The following is a 21,165-nucleotide window of genomic DNA, read 5'->3' as shown; positions in this document are numbered from 1 at the left end:
ACTCTTTTTACAGGCGGACGACGAGACCCCATGGCCACTCCCAGCGCTAGCTCTTATAACGCAGACGCCATCGAAGTCCTCTCGGGCCTCGACCCGGTGCGCAAACGCCCCGGCATGTACACCGACACCAGTCGGCCGAACCACCTTGCCCAGGAAGTCATCGACAACAGCGTCGATGAAGCCTTGGCCGGGCACGCGACGTCGGTGCAGGTCATCCTGCACGCCGATCACTCCCTGGAAGTCAGCGATGACGGCCGTGGCATGCCGGTGGACATTCACCCGGAAGAAGGGGTGTCGGGTGTCGAGCTGATCCTCACCAAACTCCACGCGGGCGGCAAGTTTTCCAACAAGAACTACCAGTTTTCCGGCGGTTTGCACGGGGTGGGTATTTCCGTGGTCAACGCCTTGTCGACCGAAGTCCGGGTGCGTGTAAAACGTGACGGCAACGAATACCAGATGACATTCGCCGACGGTTACAAGAAAACCGAGCTGGAAGTCATCGGCACCGTCGGCAAGCGCAATACCGGCACCAGCGTGTTCTTCGCACCGGACCCGAAGTATTTCGATTCGCCGAAATTCTCCATCAGCCGCCTCAAGCACGTACTCAAGGCCAAGGCCGTTCTGTGCCCGGGGTTGCTGGTCAGTTTTGAAGACAAGGCCACCGGCGAGAAAGTCGAATGGCATTACGAAGACGGTCTGCGCTCCTATCTGGTCGACGCCGTCAGCGAATTTGAACGCCTGCCGGACGAGCCGTTCTGCGGCAGCCTGGCCGGTAACAAGGAAGCAGTCGATTGGGCGTTGCTGTGGTTGCCCGAGGGCGGCGACAGCGTTCAGGAAAGCTACGTCAACTTGATCCCGACCGCTCAGGGCGGTACTCACGTCAATGGTCTGCGTCAGGGTTTGCTCGATGCCATGCGCGAGTTCTGCGAATTCCGCAGTCTGTTGCCGCGCGGTGTGAAGCTGGCGCCAGAAGACGTCTGGGAGCGTATCGCGTTCGTGCTGTCGATGAAGATGCAGGAGCCGCAATTCTCTGGTCAGACCAAAGAGCGCCTGTCATCGCGTGAAGCGGCCGCCTTCGTTTCCGGTGTGGTCAAGGACGCCTTCAGCCTGTGGCTCAACGCCAACCCGGAAACCGGCATGTTGCTGGCCGAACTGGCAATCAACAACGCTGGCCGTCGTCTGAAGGCCAGCAAGAAGGTCGAGCGCAAACGCATTACCCAAGGGCCGGCATTGCCGGGCAAGCTCGCCGACTGCGCCGGGCAGGACCCGATGCGTTCCGAGCTGTTCCTGGTGGAAGGTGATTCCGCCGGTGGTTCGGCCAAGCAAGCGCGAGACAAAGAGTTTCAGGCGATCCTGCCGTTGCGCGGCAAGATCCTGAACACCTGGGAAGTCGACGGCAGCGAAGTGCTGGCCAGCCAGGAAGTGCACAACATCGCCGTGGCGATTGGTGTCGACCCGGGTGCGGCGGACATGAGCCAGCTGCGTTACGGCAAGATCTGCATCCTCGCCGACGCCGACTCCGACGGTCTGCACATCGCAACCTTGCTTTGCGCCTTGTTCGTCCAGCATTTCCGCCCGTTGGTGGATGCCGGTCACGTCTACGTCGCCATGCCGCCGCTGTACCGCATCGACTTGGGCAAAGAAATCTACTACGCCCTCGACGAGGCCGAACGCGATGGCATTCTCGATCGCTTGGTGGCCGAGAAGAAACGCGGCAAGCCGCAGGTCACCCGATTTAAAGGCCTGGGTGAAATGAACCCGCCGCAGTTGCGCGAAACCACCATGGACCCGAACACGCGGCGTCTGGTGCAACTGACGCTGGGTGAAGATTTCGCCGAGACCTCGGAAATGATGGACATGCTGCTGGCGAAAAAACGCGCAGGCGATCGCAAGACCTGGCTGGAATCCAAAGGCAATCTGGCCGAGGTTCTGGGCTGATGCGATTTGGCTGGGCCGTGGCGTGTGCGTTGCTGCTGACTTCGGTGACGATTTGCGCGGAACCCGCGCCAGAGCTGCGGCTGTTGTCCGAACATGCCGTCGACGGCATGCGCGGCGGCAATCTGTCGGGGCTGGCCCAGTGTGGCAAAGAGCTGTGGAGCGTTTCGGATCGCGACGATGATCAAATCTATCGCCTCGACACCCGCAGCAACACCTGGCAAGCCGAAACCGTGCGCATCGACGTGCCCCTGGTGCCCGACAGCGGTTTGCCCTGGGGTCTGCGTTCACGGACGTGGGCCGCGTCGTTCGTGCGGGGCGGGGACCTGGATTTCGAAGGCATCACCTGCGACAGTGCCGGCAATCGATACATCGTCAGCGAAGCCCACGCCGCGGTATTGCAAGTACCGCCAATCGGGCCTGCGTCCTGGCTGAAAATCTCGCCGATGCTGGTTCGCGAAGCGCGGGCCAGCGGCATGCTGTTGCACTTCAATGCGTTGTTCGAAGGCCTGGCAATCAATCCGGCCGGCGATACGCTGTGGCTGGCCGCTGAACGTGAACGCCGCGGTCTGTTGTTGATCAAGCGCAAGCAAACGGTCTGGGATTGCGACGGTGGTTGTGTGCTGCTGAGTGAAGGCGGAATGGAAATGCAGCCGAAGCAATTTCCCCACGCCAGAGCGCGCCCTCGGGATTTTGCCGATCTGTCATTGTTCGACGGCAAGCTGTTTACCCTTGAGCGCAACGCCTTTCAGATCTGTCGCCGTGATGCGGTGACGACCAAGGTCGAGCGCTGCTGGTCGTTTGCCGCCGAGGCCTTGCAGGAAAACCGTCGTTATTCACAGCCCTTTGGGCTGGCGGAGGCGTTGATCGTGGACGCCGACGGCGCCTGGATCGGCATCGACAACAATAACGGTGCGCGAGCTGATGGCGAGGTACGCCCGATTGTCTGGCGCTTTGCCGCGCCTGAAGGCGGCTGGAGTGCCAAGCCATGAGTCAGCAACCGCCAGGCAAGCGCGCCGGTCGGGTGTTGATGGTGCTGGCCTGGTGCGCCGCGCTGTTTCTGGCGACGCGGTTCTTCGGTCAGTGGGAGGAGCGCCAGCAAAATCCCAACACTGTCGTCAGCTCTGAGCAGGGCCAAGGTTTTATCGAAGTGAAGCTGATCGGCAACAGCCAGGGGCATTTTGTCGCTACCGGCCAGATCAACGGCCAGCCCGTGGAGTTCATGCTCGATACCGGCGCAACCGATGTGTCGATCCCGGCCGAAATGGCTGAGCGATTGAAACTGGAAAAAGGCTTCGGGGTGACCCTGAGCACCGCCAATGGCTTGAGCGAGGGCTATCGAACCCGCCTCGACCGGCTGCAATTGGGCGCCATCGTGCTGCGTGACGTTCGCGCGCTGGTGGCGCCCGGTTTGCACGGCAATCAAGTGCTGCTCGGCATGAGCGCACTGAACAAACTTGAATTTACCCAGCGCGGTGGCACCATGCTGCTGCGCCAGACCACGAAATAATGAGGCCCGCATGAGCGACTCCCTTGATCTCAGCCTGGACGGTGTAGAACGCCGGTCACTGGCTGACTTCACCGAAAATGCCTACCTCAACTACTCCATGTACGTGATCATGGACCGTGCCTTGCCGCATATCGGCGACGGCCTGAAACCGGTACAGCGACGCATCGTCTATGCGATGAGCGAGTTGGGGCTGGACGCCGATTCCAAGCACAAGAAGTCGGCGCGTACCGTCGGTGACGTGCTCGGTAAATTCCACCCCCATGGCGACTCGGCGTGCTACGAAGCCATGGTGTTGATGGCCCAGCCGTTCAGCTACCGCTACACGCTGGTCGACGGCCAGGGTAACTGGGGTGCGCCGGACGATCCCAAGTCCTTCGCCGCCATGCGATACACCGAAGCGCGGCTGTCGCGTTATTCCGAAGTGCTGCTCAGCGAACTGGGCCAGGGCACCGCGGACTGGGGCCCGAACTTCGACGGTACCCTGGAAGAACCTCTGGTGTTGCCGGCCCGTTTGCCGAACATCCTGCTCAACGGCACCACCGGTATCGCCGTGGGCATGGCCACCGACGTGCCGCCGCATAACCTGCGTGAAGTCGCGACCGCTTGCGTGCGTTTGCTGGATGAGCCCAAAGCCACGGTCGAACAGCTTTGCGAACACATTCAGGGCCCGGATTACCCGACCGAAGCGGAAATCATCACCCCGCGCGCCGATCTGCTGAAAATCTACGAAACCGGCAAGGGCTCGGTGCGCATGCGCGCCGTGTACCACATTGAAGACGGCGACATCATCGTCACCGCTCTGCCGCACCAGGTGTCCGGTGCCAAGGTGCTGGAACAGATCGCGGGCATGATGCAGGCCAAGCCCTCCAAGGCTCCGCAGATCGCTGACCTGCGTGACGAATCCGACCACGAAAACCCGTGCCGGATCGTGATTATTCCGGGGGCACGCAAAAACTTTGACCACGACGCGCTGATGCAACACCTGTTCGCCAGCACCGAGCTGGAGTCGAGCTACCGGGTCAACATCAACATTATCGGCCTGGACGGCAAACCGCAGCTGAAAAACCTGCGGGCGCTGCTGGTCGAGTGGCTGGAATTCCGGGTGCAGACCGTGCGTCGTCGTCTGCAATTCCGCCTGGACAAGGTCGAGCGTCGCCTGCACCTGTTGGACGGTTTGTTGATCGCTTACCTCAATCTGGATGAAGTGATTCACATCATCCGCACCGAGGAGCACCCGAAAGCCGCACTGATCGAGCGTTTCGCCCTGAGCGAAATCCAGGCCGATTACATCCTCGACACCCGTTTGCGTCAATTGGCGCGACTGGAAGAAATGAAGCTGCGTGCCGAGCAGGATGAACTGCTCAAGGAACAGGCCAAGCTGCAAGCCTTGCTGGGCAGCGAAGCCAAGCTGAAAAAGCTTGTACGCACCGAGCTGATCAAGGACGCCGAAACCTACGGCGACGACCGTCGTTCGCCGATTGTCGAGCGCGCCGAGGCCAAGGCGCTGACCGAGCACGATCTGCTGCCGAACGAGAAAGTGACGGTCGTGCTGTCGGAAAAAGGCTGGGTTCGTTCGGCCAAGGGGCACGAAATCGACGCCACAGGGCTATCCTACAAAGCAGGGGACGGCTTCAAGGCCTTGGCGGCCGGTCGCTCCAACCAGTTTGCAGTGTTCATCGACTCCACCGGTCGCAGTTATTCGGTGGCGGCGCACACGTTGCCATCGGCCCGTGGCCAGGGCGAGCCGTTGACCGGTCGTCTGACGCCGCCGCCAGGGGCAAGCTTCGAATGCGTGCTGATGCCTGAAGACGATTCGCTGTACGTGATCGCCTCCGACGCCGGTTACGGTTTCGTGGTCAAGGGCGAAGACCTGCAAGCCAAGAACAAGGCCGGCAAGGCTTTGTTGAGTCTGCCGAATAACGCCAAAGTGATTCTGCCGCGTCCGGTGGCCGATCGTGAGCAGAACTGGCTGGCCTCGGTGACCACCGAGGGTCGGCTGCTGATCTTCAAAATCAGCGATCTGCCACAATTGGGTAAAGGTAAAGGTAATAAGATCATCGGTATTTCCGGTGAGCGTGTTGCCAGTCGCGAAGAATATGTCACAGACATCGCCGTTTTGCCGGAGGGTGCCACTTTGGTGCTGCAGGCCGGAAAACGCACCTTGTCACTGAAGGCGGACGACCTTGAACACTACAAAGGTGAACGTGGGCGTCGCGGTAACAAGTTGCCACGTGGCTTTCAGAGGGTGGATGCGCTGCTCGTCGAAAACCTCAATTAGGCGTCCTAGAGCGCTCGATCTACGATTTAGCGCGTAGATCGACGCTTTGGCGCTGGAGTCGGAACGCATATTCACGGATGATATGGCCTTTCAAGCGCCGGCGTGGCCGAGCGTTCTTCATATTTTTTGAGTATTTTCACTGTGGTGAGCCTTGTGGCAGCCACCTGGATGGGACGATGACTGCTCTGCGCCTTCCTTTTATTTTGATGCTCGCCGGCGTTCTTGGCCTGGCGGGTTGCAGCGTTCACCAACCGGTGTCGCTGTATCAGCTGGACAGCGGAAGTCCGGCTCAGCCTGCGCAAAGCGCGGGCATGGCGGTATTGTTGGGCCCGGTAACGGTTGCTGATTACCTGCAACGCGAAACCTTGTTGCAGCGTCAGCCGGATGGCAGCCTGCAAGCGTCGGTCGATGGTCGTTGGGCGGGTAGCCTATCGTCCGATATCGACCAGCTGCTGCTGCGTCAGGTCGCCGGTCATCTGGACAGTCAGCGCGTTGTCCTGGCGCCTGCGACAGTAGGTTTTACACCGGATGTTCAGGTTCTGCTGACGATCACGCGTCTGGACTCGGGTGAGTCGCAACCGGCAGTCCTTGATGCGCAATGGCGTCTGATCGACCGTCGTGGGCAAGTGCGTGATAACCGCATCATTCATCTGCAGGAGCAGCACGCCGGCGGGACTGCGGCTCAGGTACAGGCTCAGGGTGTACTGCTGCAGCGTCTGGCCGAGCAACTGTCGACAGCACTCAAGCCGCTGGCCAACCAGCCGCCCGTGGCAGAAGCCCCGCGCAAACCGGCACCTAAACCGGCAGCGCCGGCAGCGGAAGCGGAAAAGCAGCCGAAGATCCCGATGGCCTCGCCGATTCGTACGGATATGGAAGTGTTCAGGTTCTGAGCCTGGATTGATCCAAAGCAAAGCCCGCCATTGATGCGGGCTTTGTTGTTTCTGCGGATTGAGATATCTAGTGCTGCTGGCCTCTTCGCGGGCAAGCCTCGCTCCTACAGGGCGTGGTAGATGCAATACCTGTAGGAGCGAGGCTTGCCCGCGAAGGCGTCGCAACAGGCAACAAAAAGCCCGCAGACGATCACTCATCTGCGGGCTTCTTTACAGCAGGGGCAAGGCTTACGCCCGGCGCTCGTGCATCCGCGCCAGTTGCCGCTCCAGCATCGACGGATAAGGCTCCATCAAGCGTTCTACGCAGCACGCCCCCTCGGGGCTTGCAATCGGCCGGATTCGCGCACGCTGGCGAATCAGCGCATCGTCACTGATCTTGCGCTCCACTAGCAGCAGGTTGCGGCTGTGTTGCGACAGGGCCAGTGCATCCTGGGCGGGTTCGGTCAGGAGCAGGTCGATCTGGCTCAGGCCGAACAGTTCGTCACCGAGCGTCAGGCCCAGCTGCAATTGCAGGGTGATGCCGCTGTCGGCGACTTCGATCTGCAACTGATGGCCCAAGGCTCGCAGCAACTCGCCGCAGCAGATGGCGTTGGTCAGGTAGTCATCGCCGCTGTCTTCGGTGTGGAACAGCATCAGCGTGCTGCCATCGTTCAAGGTGTGCAGTTCGCTCTGGTAGAGCGACGCGGCCTGGTCGAGGCAATCGCGGTAGCGTTTGAGCAGCTCTTCCAGGCGTGCACGGGGCAGGCGACGCAGTTGATCCTGTGCACCCAGCTGCACCGCCAGTACCGCGCTGTGTTGAGGTACGTTCGATACTTGCGACTTTGCGACGGGTTTCGGCGCGCTGTCTGTCGAGTCGTCACGCAGGTCGGCAAACGGATCTTCGTCGTCCTCATCGTCTTCGACTGTGCTGACTATGCGTCGTGGCGCAGGCTTGAGACCTGCCACCGGTCGGGTTTCATCGAAGCTCGGATCACGCAGGTTGCGCACTTCGAAGGCCGGATCGGTCCCTTCGTCGTCATCGCTGTCGTCGAACTCGGGCTCCGGAACAGGCTCCGGTTCGGCCGGCTCCGGCGCGAAATTGGCGTGCAGCTGACGAGCGAGATCGCCGACTTCATCCTGACGCTCGGTGGCCGGGGTGTATTCGTCGATATTGCGCAGCCACACCCGCAGCTGCAGCAGCGGCGTGGAGATATTGCGCCCCAGGCGCAGGCTCAAGGCCAGGGACAGCGCCAGCAGAATCGCACTCAGAATGCCCATGCTTTGCAGGCTGATGGTCATCGGCTGCTGGAACTGATCCATGTCCAGGCTGATGCGCAGTTGCCCGGCGGTCACGTCCTGGAAGGTGATCTTGCTCTGGTACATGCCTTCGGCTTCGCCCAACAGGCTGTGCTTGGGGCGCTGACCGGCTTCGGCGAGGATACGGTTATCCACGCTGTAAATGGCGGCGTGGGCCACCAGTTTGTTCTTGGTCAGGTTGTTGAGCAGCACGTTCAGGCTGAGGATGTCATTGGACACCAACAGTTCCGTGGCCGAGGTCGCAGTCTGGGTGGTCAGGCTTTCGCCCAGGGCATCCGCCTGCTCATGCATGGCCTGCTTGAACTGCAAACCCATCACACAGGCATAGATCACCAGGGCCAGGGCGACCAGGATCACGTTATGGCTGGCAATGCGCAATGCAATCGGTACACGGCGATGACGCAGTGCCCGGAAGATCAGCAGAAAGAAGTTATCGGTTTTTACTGGCGTAGGCCGGTTCACTTGAGCTCGGCTCTTTAGTCCGTGAAGTTGACGCGCAGTATAGCGACAGGCCCTAGGCCGTCAAAGCGCTCGCGGTGCCCGATGGTCACTGAAAATGGGTAGAATGCGGTTTTTTTCCACCTGCGGGGGTGCGCCTTGCGCGAAATCGTCCTGATAAACATCACGGGAGTCGACCGTCCGGGTCTGACTGCGGCCATAACCGGCGTTCTGGCCCAGGGTGGTGTGAACATTCTCGACATCGGTCAGGCGGTGATCCACGACACCCTGTCGTTTGGCATCCTGGTTGAAATTCCCGATACCGAACAAGGTAATTCGGTGCTCAAAGACATCCTGTTCAAAGGCTATGAGCTTGAGCAACAGGTGCGTTTCACGCCGGTGTCCGAAGAGGATTACCAGCAGTGGGTCGGCAATCAGGGCAAGAAACGTCACATCGTCACCCTGCTGACTCGCAAAGTGACCGCCGAGCAATTGCAACGTGTGAGCTCGATCACCGCTAAATATGGCCTGAACATCGATCATATCGATCGCCTGTCCGGACGCATGCCGCTCGATACCCCGGCTGACAAGGGCAAGGGCTGCATCGAGTTTTCCGTGCGCGGCGAGGCGGCGGATCCGCAAGCGCTGCGGGCCGAATTCCTCAGCGTCGCTCAAGAACTGAACGTCGACATCGCCTTCCAGGAAGATTCACTGTTTCGCCGTAACCGCCGTCTGGCGGTGTTCGACATGGACTCGACGCTGATCGAAGCCGAAGTCATCGACGAACTGGCCAAGGCCGCCGGTGTGGGCGACCAGGTGTCCGCGATTACCGAGCGGGCAATGGCCGGCGAGCTGGACTTCCGCGCCAGTTTCAAGGAGCGCCTGGCCTTGCTGCAAGGTCTGGACGTCAGCGTGCTGGACTCGATCGGCGCTTCCCTGCGCTTGACCGAAGGCGCTGAAACCCTGTTCGCCGAACTCAAGCGTCTGGGCTACAAGACCGCGATTCTGTCGGGCGGTTTCACCTACTTCGCCAAGCAATTGCAGGCTAAGCTGGGTATCGACTATGTGTTCGCCAACGAACTGGAAGTGGTCGACGGCAAGGTCACTGGCGTGGCGGTCGAGCCGATTGTCGATGCACAACGCAAGGCGGACCTGTTGCGTGAGCTGGCGCATAAAGAAGGTTTGCGTCTGGAGCAGACGATTGCCGTCGGTGACGGTGCCAACGACCTGCCGATGCTGGCGATTGCCGGTCTGGGCGTGGCATTCCGTGCCAAGCCTTTGGTCAAGCAGTCGGCGAAACAGGCGATCTCCACCCTCGGGCTGGATGGCGTGCTGTATCTGCTGGGCTTCCGGGATCGCGACGGGCAGCTCTGAGTTTCAGGTTGTCCGGGCGGGCCTCTTCGCGGGCAAGCCTCGCTTCTACAGGATTTGCGCAGACCTGTAGGCGCGAGGCTTGCCCGCGAAGGCATCATCGCCGATCAAAATGTCTGACACTCAAAGCGACCTCCACAACGAATCAAACTCTTGCGCTGCCCCGACCACGCCGCTTTGCGCGGCGTTTTCGTTTCTGGCTACCTCAAGCAAACGATAGGCAAACTGATTAAAGCTGTTGGTGCTCGCTACCCGTCGCTCCAGCCCGGCCTGACGTTCCTGGCCGTTGGTGTTGATCAACACGTTATTGCCCTCCTGGAACGGCAGGCGCGGAGTGAGCAGGGTGGCCGGCAGGTCGATGGCGCTGATGGCTGGCAGTAACAGTGCGCGCAAGTACTGACTGTGATCGTCATGGGCGCGCATCAATTGCAGGCCGCAGGGTTCGGCGTGAGGCGCGACCAGTTCGATACCCATCTGCGTGCCGCCGCCCCGCACCTGGCGGATCCAGCGCACCACTGCAACGCTCCAGCCTTGGCCGGCAGTATCCTCGATACCGACCATCTCGCCGGCTTGCAGCTCGGCGGGCACAGCGCCAGGCCAGGCCAGGCAATAACCGCCAGGGCTGTGATTGATCACCGGTAGCGCATAGGTCGGGAAATGCTGCTGGCGGTCGGTCGCCTCATGACTGTCATCGTTTTGAAGGTGCGGGTATTCGATCTCTTCGTAGGGCAGCAGCGTGTCTGCCGTACCATGGGGGGCGGCGTCGAAGGCCTGGCTCCATTGGTCTTTGGCGCGACCTGCCGGGTCGGTCGCCGAGAACCGCGCGGGACGGGCACCGGGTTTTTTCAGGATGTCGCTGAACGAGCGCTGCCCGCCAAGATAAAAGTGCAGAGCGCTCATGCCCACGCACAGGGTCTGCGTGCCGTGGCCGACGGTGCGCTGGAAACTGCGCTCGGCGGCCTGGCCCCAGGCCGCATGCAGGTGTTGCAGCGTATCCAGATTCAGCCCCGCCGGAACGGGCAGCGGCGATGCCTTGTCGGCCGACTGCTGCAGATGAACTTCGATGGCCGCGACCAGAGGCTGCGGGTCGATTCCCAGCAAGCTCTTTTGTTCTTCGGCCAGGAACTTGGAGCGATAACGCGGGCCAGTGTCGAGATTCGGGGCGATGGCGAACAACCCGTTGTCGGGTTTTCCCGGTTGCAGTTTGACCCATTGGCTCCAGGGTTCCAGTACCTCGGCGAGCCGGGCGATCTGGTTTTGGCGCAGTTGATTGCAGCGTGAAGCCCCCAGCAAGAGAGCGACGACGTAGGTTTGTTCGATGCTCAGGTTATGCGCCTGACTGTTCGGTTCATCGCGCATGTTCTGATGCTGCAGTTGATGCTCGCAGCCGATCCGATACAACTGATGCAATTCCAGCCACACACCCTCGGGCACCGGGCAATAGAGTTGGGTGGCGCGGATCAGCGCACCGTTCAGGCAATGGATCGCTCGTTGCAACGCCTGGGTCAGCAGCGGCGCACGGTCCTTGCTCAAGCGCGGTGCGACGCGGATGACGATCTGCTTGTAGCCGATCGCCAAGTGGCTCTGTAGCGCCTGGCAGAGGTTGGCGATCTTGCGCGAACGCTCGTCGAGCACAATGGCCTGATGCAGGAAATGTCGCTCCAGGTGCTTGCAGACGTAATACACCTCGGGCCGCAGCAGCTCGAGCAATTGCAGGCGATTGTCGCTGGGTGTGAACAGTTGGTTGAGTTCGCTCAAGCCTTGATACAACAGGCGAGCGGTTTCGCCGATGTTGGCTTTGGGCAGGTTGGCGATCCAGCGCTTGAGGTCGCGAGGCGTGGCGTCGCAGAAGGACAGGCGCGACTGCGTCGGGATCGGTGCGCGTAGCAGCAGGGAAGGATTGGTCTCACTCATGCCGTGGACAAACTCCGACCGGGAAATGGGCAGTGAATGACTTGACTGTAGCAGCTATGGCAGAGGGATGTGGTGACGTACAGCGACGGAGGAAAGAGGCGGGGGCGCTGAGCGTGTCCGCCCCATCGAATACATTCGATGGGGCGGACCGATGGATCAGGCTGTTGGCAAGCCGATGCCCTGGCCCATCTGCACGGGCGAAAGGGCGCCCAGGCCTTCAGCCCATTTCACTTGATCCGGCCCGAACAGCACGACAGCCGTGGAGCCGAGCTTGAAGCGACCCAGTTCCGCGCCTTTTTCCAAATGAATGGGCGCACGGGCCGCTTCGTCGTAGCGGAAGGTTTTCAGCTCGCGTTTGGGCGGCGTGACCAACCCGGCCCAGACAGTTTCGATCGACGCCACAATCATCGCGCCCACCAGCACCACGGCCATCGGCCCGCGTTCGGTGTCGAAAATGCACGCCACACGCTCGTTGCGGGCGAACAGTTCCGGAACGTTTTCAGCGGTGGTCTGGTTGACCGAGAAGATGCGGCCGGGGATGTAGACCATTTCGCGCAGGGTGCCGGCCAGCGGCATGTGCACACGGTGGTAGTCCTTGGGCGACAGGTAGATGGTGGCGAAATCGCCACCCATGAATGGCGCGGCATTGGCGGCATCACCGCCCAACAGTTCCAGCACGCTGAAGCTGTGGCCCTTGGCCTGGAAGACACGACCGTGTTCGATTGGGCCGAGCTGGCTGACAGCGCCGTCGGCCGGGCTGAGGATCGCGCCCGGGGTTTGGTCCAACGGGCGAGCGCCGTCTTTCAAGGCACGGGTGAAAAATGCATTGAAGTGCTCGTAAGCCGTCAGGTCTTCGACCAGCGCCTGGGACATGTCCACTTGATAACGCTTGGCGAACCAGGCGGTAAAGGCGTTCTTGAACCAGCGCACGCGGCATTCGGCAATGCAGCCGGCCAGTCGCGAGAGCAAGTGGTGGGGCAGCAGGTATTGGCTGAGGATAAACAAACGCTTATTCATTAACTGTCCTTAAAAACCTTAAATCTCTACGGGCGTGTCGGGATGGTTGCCCCATTCGCCCCAGGAGCCGGCGTAACCTTTGACTCGCGGATAACCGAGCGACTTGGCTACTAGATACGTGAAGCCAGAGCGATGGTGAGTCTGGCAGTGGGTAATGACTTCTTTGTCTTTGGTGATACCGAGTTGTTCCAGGATTTTCGGCATGTCGGTGCGGATACGCAGGTTGCGCGCCTGATCCATGCCGGCGGTCCATTCGAAATTGACCGCGCCGGGAATATGCCCGCCCTTGGCCGCCAGCACTTTCTCGCCGGAGTACTCCAGCGGCCCGCGTGCGTCCCAGATCGCCAGGTCAGCGGCACCGAGGCGGCTTTGCAGGTATTCGCGGGTGGCGGTGGGTTCGTCGTGCAGGGTCAAGGCCACTGGGCCGCCGACCGCTGGCGGGATCTGGATCGACATGGGCATGCCTTCCGCCAGCCAGGCTGGCAGACCACCGTTGAGATAGTGGTAATTGCGATGGCCGATGACATCCAGCAGCCAGATAAAGCGCCCGGCCCAACCGCCGCCTTCGTCGTCATAGACCACGTAGACCGCATCGGGGTTGTGTCCCAACTCGCCGAACAATGCTTCAAGCGCGGCATGGGTCGGTAGCAGGCCTGGGGCAGGCGCATGCCCCAGCTGAGTACGTTTTGGATCGACAAAGCGTGCACCGGGGATATGCCCTTCGGCATAGCGGGCGCTGCTGGTCAGGTCCACCAGAATCAGATCGCGGGCGTCGAGACGCGGGAGCAGGTCGCTCGGTTCGATCACCAGCGCCAAGCCAGAGAAATCAGACATGTGAGGTCTCCAGAGCACAAAGGGGGGGATTGTAGCGCAGCGTCATGAGGCTCTGTTATCAGTTATTTCAGCACGGGCTTGTGGCGAGGGGGCTTGCCCCCGTTGGACTGCGAAGCAGTCCTAAAACCTACAACCTCATTCTGCCAGGCACACTGCATCCACTGGATTTGCGACTGCTTCGCAGCCGAACGGGGGCAAGCCCCCTCGCCACAAACACTGCATTTGGCACGTGCTTTTCTTAGCGGTGGCTAAAACTGTGCAGGGCTTTCTCGATGCATTGCGCGGTTTTGCCGAATGCTTGCACGGTGATTTCCGAGAACGGCCCGCCGCCCTGATCCGCCACCACAATCATGATCACCCGACCGTTATTGACCAATGAGCGCAGCAGCAGGTGTTCACCGCTGAACTGTTTACGCAGGCTGGCCGGCAACAGGGCCGAGAATTGTGCATTGTTGGCCGGCGTCAGGCGCACCTGAGCCTGTTGCGCGAGCAGGCGTTGCAGCACGCTGCTCTGGCTGACCACCAGGTTCAGGCCGGCCACTTCCTTGGGCAGCCCGGCAGTCTGGTGCACCCGCAGATTGGCGTGCGTTCGGTCGGCCATCAAGATCATCACTCGCCGCATGCCACACGCCACCAGGGCGTCGCGGGCCGATGTGGTCAAGTGCATGGCATTGGTAAAGCGGCTCGGCTCCACCAGCAATTCGGCACATTGTTTACGCCACTTCGCCAAGTCTTCTGCGGTCGGCGCCGCCGCAGGCAGCAAACCGGCGTGCACGCGATTGGTGCCCAACGGCCAGATCAGCGCGACAGCCGGGTGCCACAGGTCCGGCATGGCGTGATGCCGGGCACTGTTGGCGGCCTGCTGGTGCAATTGCTGTTGCACTTCATCCATCGGCATTTGCAGATAAAGGCTGGTCAGGTATTGCCAGCGTTCAATGTGCGGACTGTCCCAGGCCTGTTGTGCCGACAATGCCAGGCCGTTGGCCAGCAGCACGGTATTGGCTGGCTGATTGAGCCAGCGGCGCAGGGTCGGGTCGTCATCGAGGCGGTTCTGTTGGCGCAAGGGGTGATCGCTGTCGCGCGCGATGCGCAGGACTTTCACCAGTTCACGTTGGTCGGCGAGCAGCGTTCGATATCCCTGCTGCACCCAGATCGGCAAGCGCCAGATGTCCACCAGTGCCTGGCAGATTTCCAGCAGGCGCACGCCGAACAATTGCTGTTCGACCGTACTCGCCCGTTCGCCTTTGTGCATCACCCGCAGCTCCCAGTCTTCGAGCAGTTGCGGATGCGTGAGCGCCAATGGCCAGAGCGGTGAAAGAAACAGCAGGCTGCCCCAGTGAATGTCCTGCCACAACCGCGCCAGGCGACTGGCAAAAAAGCCGTTGGCCTGTTGGGTGGCATGCTGGCTGATCAGTTGAAGCTGACGCAGGGCGAGGGGAATCTGCGATTGGGGTTCGGCGGGCAGGCGCTCAAGCAATTCTTCGGTGCGTTTCAAACCGAGGCGATTGATCGCCACTTCGAGGTTTTCCGCGGGTTCGGTCATGCTGCCATGAGTATGGCGGTTGGCTTCGCGAATCACGCTCAAGGCCAGGGCCGGGCTGTCCTGCATCAGTTCGGCGATGTCGCGCAGTGAGCTGCGGTTATCGCGAATGGCTCTGCAGACGCGGTCGTGACTGGCTTGCGGAACTGGCAGGCGTACGCCATCGAGAAGCTTGACCCAGCCGTCGAGGGTGGTTGGTTTTGGCGTTGGGACGTTCGTTTCGTTAGCCATGTCTGGACGCGATCATCGTCTGCTTTACCTATCCCCGGAGCGGGTCAAATTAGCTTTTCGCCTGAACGGGCTATAGTCTGGCGCAGTTTTGCCGATAAGTAGAAGAAGAGATTTTTTAACTTCCGAATATGACCTTGAACCCGACTCAGTAAGTGCTCTCCTACCTATGGCTAAAATTATCGGCATCATCGTCGTATTCGCGAGCGTGCTCGGCGGATACGTGCTTTCCCACGGCAAGATTGCCGCCCTCATCCAGCCTTTCGAGGTGATGATTATCGGTGGCGCGGCCCTTGGCGGCTTCCTGCAGGCCAACCCCGGCCATATGACGATGCACGTGCTCAAGAAGGCCTTGGGCATGTTCAGTTCGCGTTTCAACCACACCTTCTACCTGGAAGTGCTGGGGCTGATTTACGAGATCCTCAACAAGAGCCGTCGCGAAGGCATGATGGCGATCGAAGGCGACATCGAAGATGCTGCCGCGAGCCCGATTTTCGCCAAGTACCCCGCGGTTTTGAAAGATGAGCGCATGACCGCGTACATCTGCGATTACCTGCGCATCATGTCTTCCGGCAACATGGCTCCCCATGAGCTTGAAGGCTTGTTCGACATGGAGCTGACCAGCCTCAAGGAAGACCTGGACCACCCCTCCCACGCAGTCAGCGGCATTGCTGATGCCATGCCCGGTTTCGGTATCGTCGCGGCGGTATTGGGTATCGTGGTGACCATGGCCTCCCTGGGTGAAAGCGACCAGAAGTCCATTGGTCTGCACGTGGGTGCGGCGCTGGTCGGTACCTTCTTCGGTATTCTTGCCGCCTATGGTTTCTTCGGCCCGCTGGCCCATGCCCTGGGCCACGATGCCAAGGAAGAACTGAACGTCTACGAAGCCATCAAGGCCTCTTTGGTCGCTTCGGCTTCCGGCATGCCGCCATCGCTGGCGGTGGAGTTCGGCCGCAAGGTTCTTTACCCGGCGCACCGTCCTAGCTTCGCTGAGCTGGAACAAGCGGTTCGCGGTCGCTAAGTCATGGAAAATAACCAGCCAATAATCATCAAGCGCGTCAAGAAATACGCGGGCGGGCATCACGGGGGCTCCTGGAAAATCGCCTTCGCGGACTTCGCGACAGCGATGATGGCGTTCTTCCTGGTGTTATGGCTGTTGTCCACGGCAACGCCGGAACAGAAAATCGCCATCGCCGGTTACTTCAAGGACCCGGTCGGTTTTACCGAAAGCGGCACGCCGTACATCATCGACCTGGGCGGCTCGCCGACCCTGGCACCGGAAACCACCCTCAACCCGGAGGTGAAATCCCAGCCTCAGCCGGACAAGGTGACGGTCGACTCCGAACAGGTCGAAGGCATGGCCGAGCAGGTCGAGAAGGAACGCCTGGAACTGTTGCTGCAAGAGTTGCAGAACAAGGTCGAAGAAAACCCGCAGTTGCAGAAGTTCAAGGACCAGATCCTTTTCGAGATCACCCAGGATGGTTTGCGCATCCAGATTGTGGACGCCGAAAACCGCCCGATGTTCGACTCCGGCAGTGCGCGTCTGAAGCCGTATTTCGAAGACATCCTGCTGGCCATGGCCGACACCATCAAAGCGGTGCCGAACAAAATCAGCATCAGCGGCCACACCGATGCCAAGCCGTATTCGGGCACGGGTGACTTCGGCAACTGGGAACTCTCGGCCAACCGCGCTAACGCGGCTCGTCGTGCGTTGGTCGCCGGCAGCTATCCGGACTCACAAGTGGCGCGCGTCGTGGGTTATGCCTCGTCGGCGCTGTTCGACCGGGAGAACCCGTTCAACCCGGTTAACCGCCGAATCGACATCGTGGTGCTGACCAAGAAAGCCCAGCGTGCCATCGAAGGTTCACAAGGCGCCGAACCTGCGCCAGTACCGACGCAAGGGCAGGGCGGCCCGGGCGAAGTGCACGCACCGCCAGCCGATCCGAACGCATTACCGGCGGATAAACAGCCGTTGCCGGCGCATGAGCTTCGTGAGCGGTTGAATCTGTTTGATGATCCGGTCAAACCTGCTGTACCGCCCAAGCAATGACCTGCAAAAAAGCCACTGTCTCGTCCTGAATAAGGTTTACACCTGTATCAGGACGAAGCACTGAAAATAAGAAAGCCGCGATGATCGCGGCTTTTTTGTGTCTGCGGGAAGCTGCTGATCATTTTCGTGGCATCACAAAAATGATCCAGGCTACTTAGTAGCTGCTTTCCGGCAAGCTGGCGATGATCGAGCGGTAGCTGTTCATCCGTTGCTGCTGCACGCGGCCATCTTCCAGGGCCTTGAGCAGGGCGCAGCCCGGTTCGCGGTCATGTTTGCAGTCGCGGAAGCGGCAGGTGCCAAGCAGGTCGTTGAACTCGATGAAGCCGGCTTCTACGTCGGCACGGCTGACGTGACCCAGGCCGAATTCCCGAATGCCCGGGGAGTCGATCAACTCACCGCCACCGGGGAAGTGGAACAACCGTGCGGTAGTCGTGGTGTGAGTGCCCTGGCCCGACAGCTCGGACAGCGGGCCGACGCGGGTGTCGACTTCCGGCAGCAGGCTGTTGACCAGCGACGACTTGCCGACACCGGACTGGCCGACGAATACGCTGATGCGTCCGTCCAGTTGTTTCTGAAGTTGCTCCATACCGTTGCCGTGGTGGGCCGACACTTCCAGCACCGGGTAACCCAGCGTGCGGTAAACCGCGAGCAAGGCATTCAGCGCCGGGGCGTTTTGTTCGTCGATCAGGTCGAATTTGTTCAGCAGCAGCAACGGCCGAATACCCGCATGTTCTGCGGCGACCAGGTAACGGTCGATCAGGTTGGCGTGAGGCTCGGGCAGCGGCGCGAAGACGATGACGATCATGTCGACGTTGGCCGCTACCGGCTTGAGCTGGCCACGGCTGTCCGGACGGCAGAGTTCGGTGTTGCGCGGCAGTTGCGCCACGATCACGCCGATGCCCTGGTTGCCGGCGCGCCATACAACCTGATCGCCGGTCACCAGCGCTGGCAGGTTGGCGCGCAAGTGGCAGCGGAATACCTGGCCGGCCAACTCGCCATCGAGGGCCTCGACTTCGACCTGCACACCGAAGTGCGCGATCACCAGGCCCGTCTGTTCCGGACCCAGGTCGCCGCCTTCGAGTGCCTCGACAGCCGAGGACTCGCGTTTGGCGGCGCGGGCAGCGCGTTCGCCCTGAATCTTTTCGATGCGCCAGTTTTGACGACGATTGAGTTGGCGTTTGGCCATGGGTGTTCCGTATCGAGAATGCAGCGATTAGGTAAAACGGCCGCGAGTTTAGCACGCCCGGGCGCCCTCCCTAGGCTAAACTGCGCACCTACGCCGAGGAGCCGACATATGCAGAACCCGCAGAATCTGATCTGGATCGACCTGGAAATGACCGGTCTGAACCCTGATACCGATGTCATCATCGAGATGGCCACCATCGTCACCGACAGTAATTTGAACACCTTGGCCGAAGGTCCGGTGATCGCCATCCATCACAGCGACGAGATCCTCGCCGGCATGGACGAGTGGAATACCCGTCAGCACGGCGGCTCCGGGCTGACTCAACGGGTTCGCGAGAGCCGCATCAGCATGGCCGAAGCCGAAGCCGAGACCATCGCCTTCCTGGAAAAATGGGTGCCGAAGGGTAAGTCGCCGATCTGTGGCAACAGCATCTGCCAGGACCGTCGCTTCCTTTATACCCACATGAAATCGCTGGAAAGTTACTTCCACTACCGCAACCTCGATGTGTCGACCCTTAAAGAGTTGGCCGCACGCTGGGCGCCGGACGTACGCGACAGCTTCAAAAAGGGCAGCACCCACCTGGCCCTGGACGACATCCGCGAATCGATCGCCGAGCTGCAGCATTACCGCAAGAACTTCATCAAGTTCTGATTGGGCGGCAAAGAGGCCTTTTGTGGCGAGGGAGCTTGCTCCCGCTCGGCTGCGCAGCAGTCGTAACGTCAGCCGGCACGGTCTATCTGAAGAATTGCCTTGTCAGGAAATAGGGCCGCTCCGCGGCCCAGCGGGAGCAAGCTCCCTCGTCACAGGTTCTCAGTGCTTTTTCTTGCCCCCTTTTGGTGCCGCCCCTAAATGGCTAGACTGCGCGCCTTTCTGCCAGGACCGCCACCATGTTGCTGATGCTTTACCTGATCGCCATTACTGCCGAAGCCATGACGGGTGCCCTGTCTGCGGGCCGTCGCGGCATGGACTGGTTTGGCGTGGTGCTGATTGCGTGCGTCACGGCATTGGGCGGCGGTTCGGTGCGCGACGTGTTGCTCGGCCACTACCCGCTGACTTGGGTCAAGCACCCGGAATACCTGGTGCTGACCTCCGTCGCGGCGATGTTGACGATCTTCATCGCCCGCTGGATGCGCCACCTGCGCTCGCTGTTTCTGGTGCTCGATGCCGTGGGCCTGGTGGCGTTTACCCTGATCGGTTGCATGACGGCTCTGGAAATGGGCCACGGCATGCTGGTGGCCTCGGTCAGCGGCGTGATCACAGGGGTGTTCGGCGGCATCCTGCGGGACATCTTCTGCAACGATATCCCGCTGATCTTTCGCCGCGAGCTCTACGCCAGCGTCTCGTTTGCCGCGGCGTGGTGCTACCTGATTTGTATCTACCTGCAATTGCCCGGCGAACAGGCGATCCTGATCACCCTGTTCGGCGGCTTCCTGCTGCGCTTGCTGGCGATCCGTTTCCACTGGGAAATGCCCAAGTTCGTTTATAACGACGAAGCCTGACACGGTCCCTGTAGCAGCTGCCGAAGGCTGCGTTCGAGGCCGCAGGACTCGCTTTGCGGAATGACGACTGCTGCGCAGCCGAACGCAGCCTTCGGCAGCTGCTACATAAGTCCGTGTTGTTTCAGGGCCCACTCCACGTGCTCACGCACCAGCTCCGACGGATAGTCCCGGCGTGCCTTCAGTGCTTCCAGCACCGGAATGCTCGACGGCGCATTGCCCAGGCCGACCGCCAGATTGCGCAACCAACGCTCGTAACCCGCGCGTCTGAGCGGTGAACCCTCGGTGCTGCTGAGGAATTTTTCTTCATCCCACATGAACAGTTCGGCCAGTTCGGCGTTGTCCAGGTTGTGCCGGGGTTTGAAGTCGCCTTCCCCGGAAGGCCGGGCGAAGCGGTTCCATGGGCAGACGATCTGACAGTCATCGCAACCGAACACCCGATTACCGATCAGCGGCCGCAAATCTTCGGGAATCGCACTTTTCAGTTCGATGGTCAGGTATGAAATGCAGCGGCGGGCGTCCAGCACATAGGGGCCGACGAAGGCGTTGGTCGGGCAGATGTCCAGACAGGCGGTGCAGCGACCGCAATGTTCGGTGGCGTGGGGCGGGTCCACTGGCAGCGGCAGGTCGACGAACAGTTCGCTGAGGAAGAAGTAACTGCCGGCCTTGCGATTCAAGACCAGCGTGTTTTTGCCGATCCAGCCCAGGCCAGCCTGTTCGGCGATGGCTTTTTCCAGCACCGGTGCGCTGTCGACAAAGGCGCGGTAGCCGAACGGGCCGATTACCGCCTGAATTTTTTCCGCCAGTTGTTGCACGCGTTTACGGATCAATTTGTGGTAATCGCGGCCCAGGGCATAACGCGAGACGTAGGCTTTTTCCGGTTGGGCCAGCCGTTGCGCCATATGCGTGTCGCCCGGCAGGTAGTCCATGCGCAGGGAAACCACGCGCAGGGTGCCCGGCACCAGTTCTTCCGGGTGCGAGCGTTTGCTGCCGTGGGCGCCCATGTAATCCATTTCGCCGTGGTAGCCGGCCGCGAGCCAGCGCTCCAGGTGCTGCTCATGCTCGGCCAGGTCGAGGCCGCTGATGCCGACTTGCTGAAAGCCCAGCTCCCGGCCCCAGTCCTTGATGGATTGGGCGAGGGCGGGCAGGTCTGTGGTAATAGCGGGCATGAGGCGAGAGAAA

At 60.8% G+C, this 21,165-nt stretch carries 17 protein-coding genes; 10 read left to right on the top strand and 7 right to left on the bottom strand.

Annotated features, from left to right (window positions below):
* Positions 1 to 30 precede the first annotated feature (30 nt).
* From parE to ACZ9BB_RS21435, 5 genes are all read left to right on the top strand, one after another.
* Positions 31 to 1,938, top strand: coding sequence for a DNA topoisomerase IV subunit B (parE, locus tag ACZ9BB_RS21455; protein WP_019582186.1), 1,908 nt, complete (start codon positions 31 to 33; stop codon positions 1,936 to 1,938).
* Entirely contained in the window at positions 1,938 to 2,927 is a 990-nt protein-coding gene (locus tag ACZ9BB_RS21450) for an esterase-like activity of phytase family protein (RefSeq protein ID WP_476216016.1), read from the top strand. Before parE ends, ACZ9BB_RS21450 begins: the two co-directional genes overlap by 1 nt.
* Positions 2,924 to 3,445 carry a retropepsin-like aspartic protease family protein gene (locus ACZ9BB_RS21445; RefSeq protein WP_476216014.1) on the top strand — a complete coding sequence of 174 codons (522 nt, stop codon included), beginning with the start codon at positions 2,924 to 2,926 and terminating at the stop codon, positions 3,443 to 3,445. Before ACZ9BB_RS21450 ends, ACZ9BB_RS21445 begins: the two co-directional genes overlap by 4 nt.
* A 10-nt stretch (positions 3,446 to 3,455) precedes the next feature.
* Positions 3,456 to 5,723 carry a DNA topoisomerase IV subunit A gene (gene parC, locus ACZ9BB_RS21440; protein ID WP_476216012.1) on the top strand — a complete coding sequence of 756 codons (2,268 nt, stop codon included), beginning with the start codon at positions 3,456 to 3,458 and terminating at the stop codon, positions 5,721 to 5,723.
* 176 nt (positions 5,724 to 5,899) lie between these two features.
* Entirely contained in the window at positions 5,900 to 6,613 is a 714-nt protein-coding gene (locus tag ACZ9BB_RS21435; RefSeq protein ID WP_476216010.1) for a PqiC family protein, read from the top strand.
* 228 nt (positions 6,614 to 6,841) lie between these two features.
* On the opposite strand, the gene ACZ9BB_RS21430 is transcribed toward ACZ9BB_RS21435, so the two are convergent.
* On the bottom strand, positions 6,842 to 8,371 hold the full coding sequence (locus tag ACZ9BB_RS21430; protein WP_476216008.1) for an AhpA/YtjB family protein: 1,530 nt from the start codon (positions 8,369 to 8,371) through the stop codon (positions 6,842 to 6,844).
* Between the two features lie 135 nt (positions 8,372 to 8,506).
* Here ACZ9BB_RS21430 and serB point away from each other — a divergent pair, with 135 nt between their 5' ends.
* Entirely contained in the window at positions 8,507 to 9,721 is a 1,215-nt protein-coding gene (gene serB / locus ACZ9BB_RS21425; RefSeq protein WP_007939616.1) for a phosphoserine phosphatase SerB, read from the top strand.
* A 120-nt stretch (positions 9,722 to 9,841) separates the two neighbouring features.
* Here serB and ACZ9BB_RS21420 read toward each other — a convergent pair whose 3' ends face one another.
* From ACZ9BB_RS21420 to ACZ9BB_RS21405, 4 genes are all read right to left on the bottom strand, one after another.
* On the bottom strand, positions 9,842 to 11,632 hold the full coding sequence (locus tag ACZ9BB_RS21420) for a molecular chaperone (RefSeq protein ID WP_476216005.1): 1,791 nt from the start codon (positions 11,630 to 11,632) through the stop codon (positions 9,842 to 9,844).
* Positions 11,633 to 11,788: 156 nt separating this feature from the next.
* Complete coding sequence (gene asd / locus ACZ9BB_RS21415; RefSeq protein WP_007939614.1) at positions 11,789 to 12,649, bottom strand: archaetidylserine decarboxylase; 861 nt, start codon at positions 12,647 to 12,649, stop codon at positions 11,789 to 11,791.
* Positions 12,650 to 12,667: 18 nt separating this feature from the next.
* Complete coding sequence (rhdA, locus tag ACZ9BB_RS21410) at positions 12,668 to 13,483, bottom strand: thiosulfate sulfurtransferase (RefSeq protein ID WP_476216002.1); 816 nt, start codon at positions 13,481 to 13,483, stop codon at positions 12,668 to 12,670.
* A gap of 238 nt (positions 13,484 to 13,721) precedes the next feature.
* Positions 13,722 to 15,254, bottom strand: coding sequence for an HDOD domain-containing protein (locus ACZ9BB_RS21405; RefSeq protein ID WP_476216001.1), 1,533 nt, complete (start codon positions 15,252 to 15,254; stop codon positions 13,722 to 13,724).
* Between the two features lie 166 nt (positions 15,255 to 15,420).
* Here ACZ9BB_RS21405 and motA point away from each other — a divergent pair, with 166 nt between their 5' ends.
* Complete coding sequence (motA, locus tag ACZ9BB_RS21400; RefSeq protein ID WP_476215999.1) at positions 15,421 to 16,272, top strand: flagellar motor stator protein MotA; 852 nt, start codon at positions 15,421 to 15,423, stop codon at positions 16,270 to 16,272.
* A gap of 3 nt (positions 16,273 to 16,275) precedes the next feature.
* A complete protein-coding gene (gene motB / locus ACZ9BB_RS21395) occupies positions 16,276 to 17,301 on the top strand; it encodes a flagellar motor protein MotB (protein WP_476215997.1) in 1,026 nt (341 codons plus the stop codon).
* Positions 17,302 to 17,455: 154 nt separating this feature from the next.
* Here the strand turns inward: motB and rsgA are convergent, their stop codons facing one another.
* A complete protein-coding gene (gene rsgA / locus ACZ9BB_RS21390; RefSeq protein WP_476215995.1) occupies positions 17,456 to 18,487 on the bottom strand; it encodes a small ribosomal subunit biogenesis GTPase RsgA in 1,032 nt (343 codons plus the stop codon).
* A 108-nt stretch (positions 18,488 to 18,595) separates the two neighbouring features.
* On the opposite strand from rsgA, the gene orn reads away from it, so the two are divergent.
* Positions 18,596 to 19,138, top strand: coding sequence for an oligoribonuclease (gene orn, locus ACZ9BB_RS21385; RefSeq protein WP_476215993.1), 543 nt, complete (start codon positions 18,596 to 18,598; stop codon positions 19,136 to 19,138).
* 236 nt (positions 19,139 to 19,374) lie between these two features.
* Complete coding sequence (locus tag ACZ9BB_RS21380; protein WP_476215992.1) at positions 19,375 to 19,986, top strand: trimeric intracellular cation channel family protein; 612 nt, start codon at positions 19,375 to 19,377, stop codon at positions 19,984 to 19,986.
* Positions 19,987 to 20,087: 101 nt separating this feature from the next.
* On the opposite strand, the gene queG is transcribed toward ACZ9BB_RS21380, so the two are convergent.
* On the bottom strand, positions 20,088 to 21,152 hold the full coding sequence (queG, locus tag ACZ9BB_RS21375; protein ID WP_476215990.1) for a tRNA epoxyqueuosine(34) reductase QueG: 1,065 nt from the start codon (positions 21,150 to 21,152) through the stop codon (positions 20,088 to 20,090).
* Positions 21,153 to 21,165: the final 13 nt, after the last annotated feature.

Source organism: Pseudomonas sp. TE3552 (assembly GCF_056278945.1).
The sequence above is the reverse complement of the archived record's forward strand: the minus strand, read 5'-3'. Positions and strand labels throughout refer to the sequence as shown.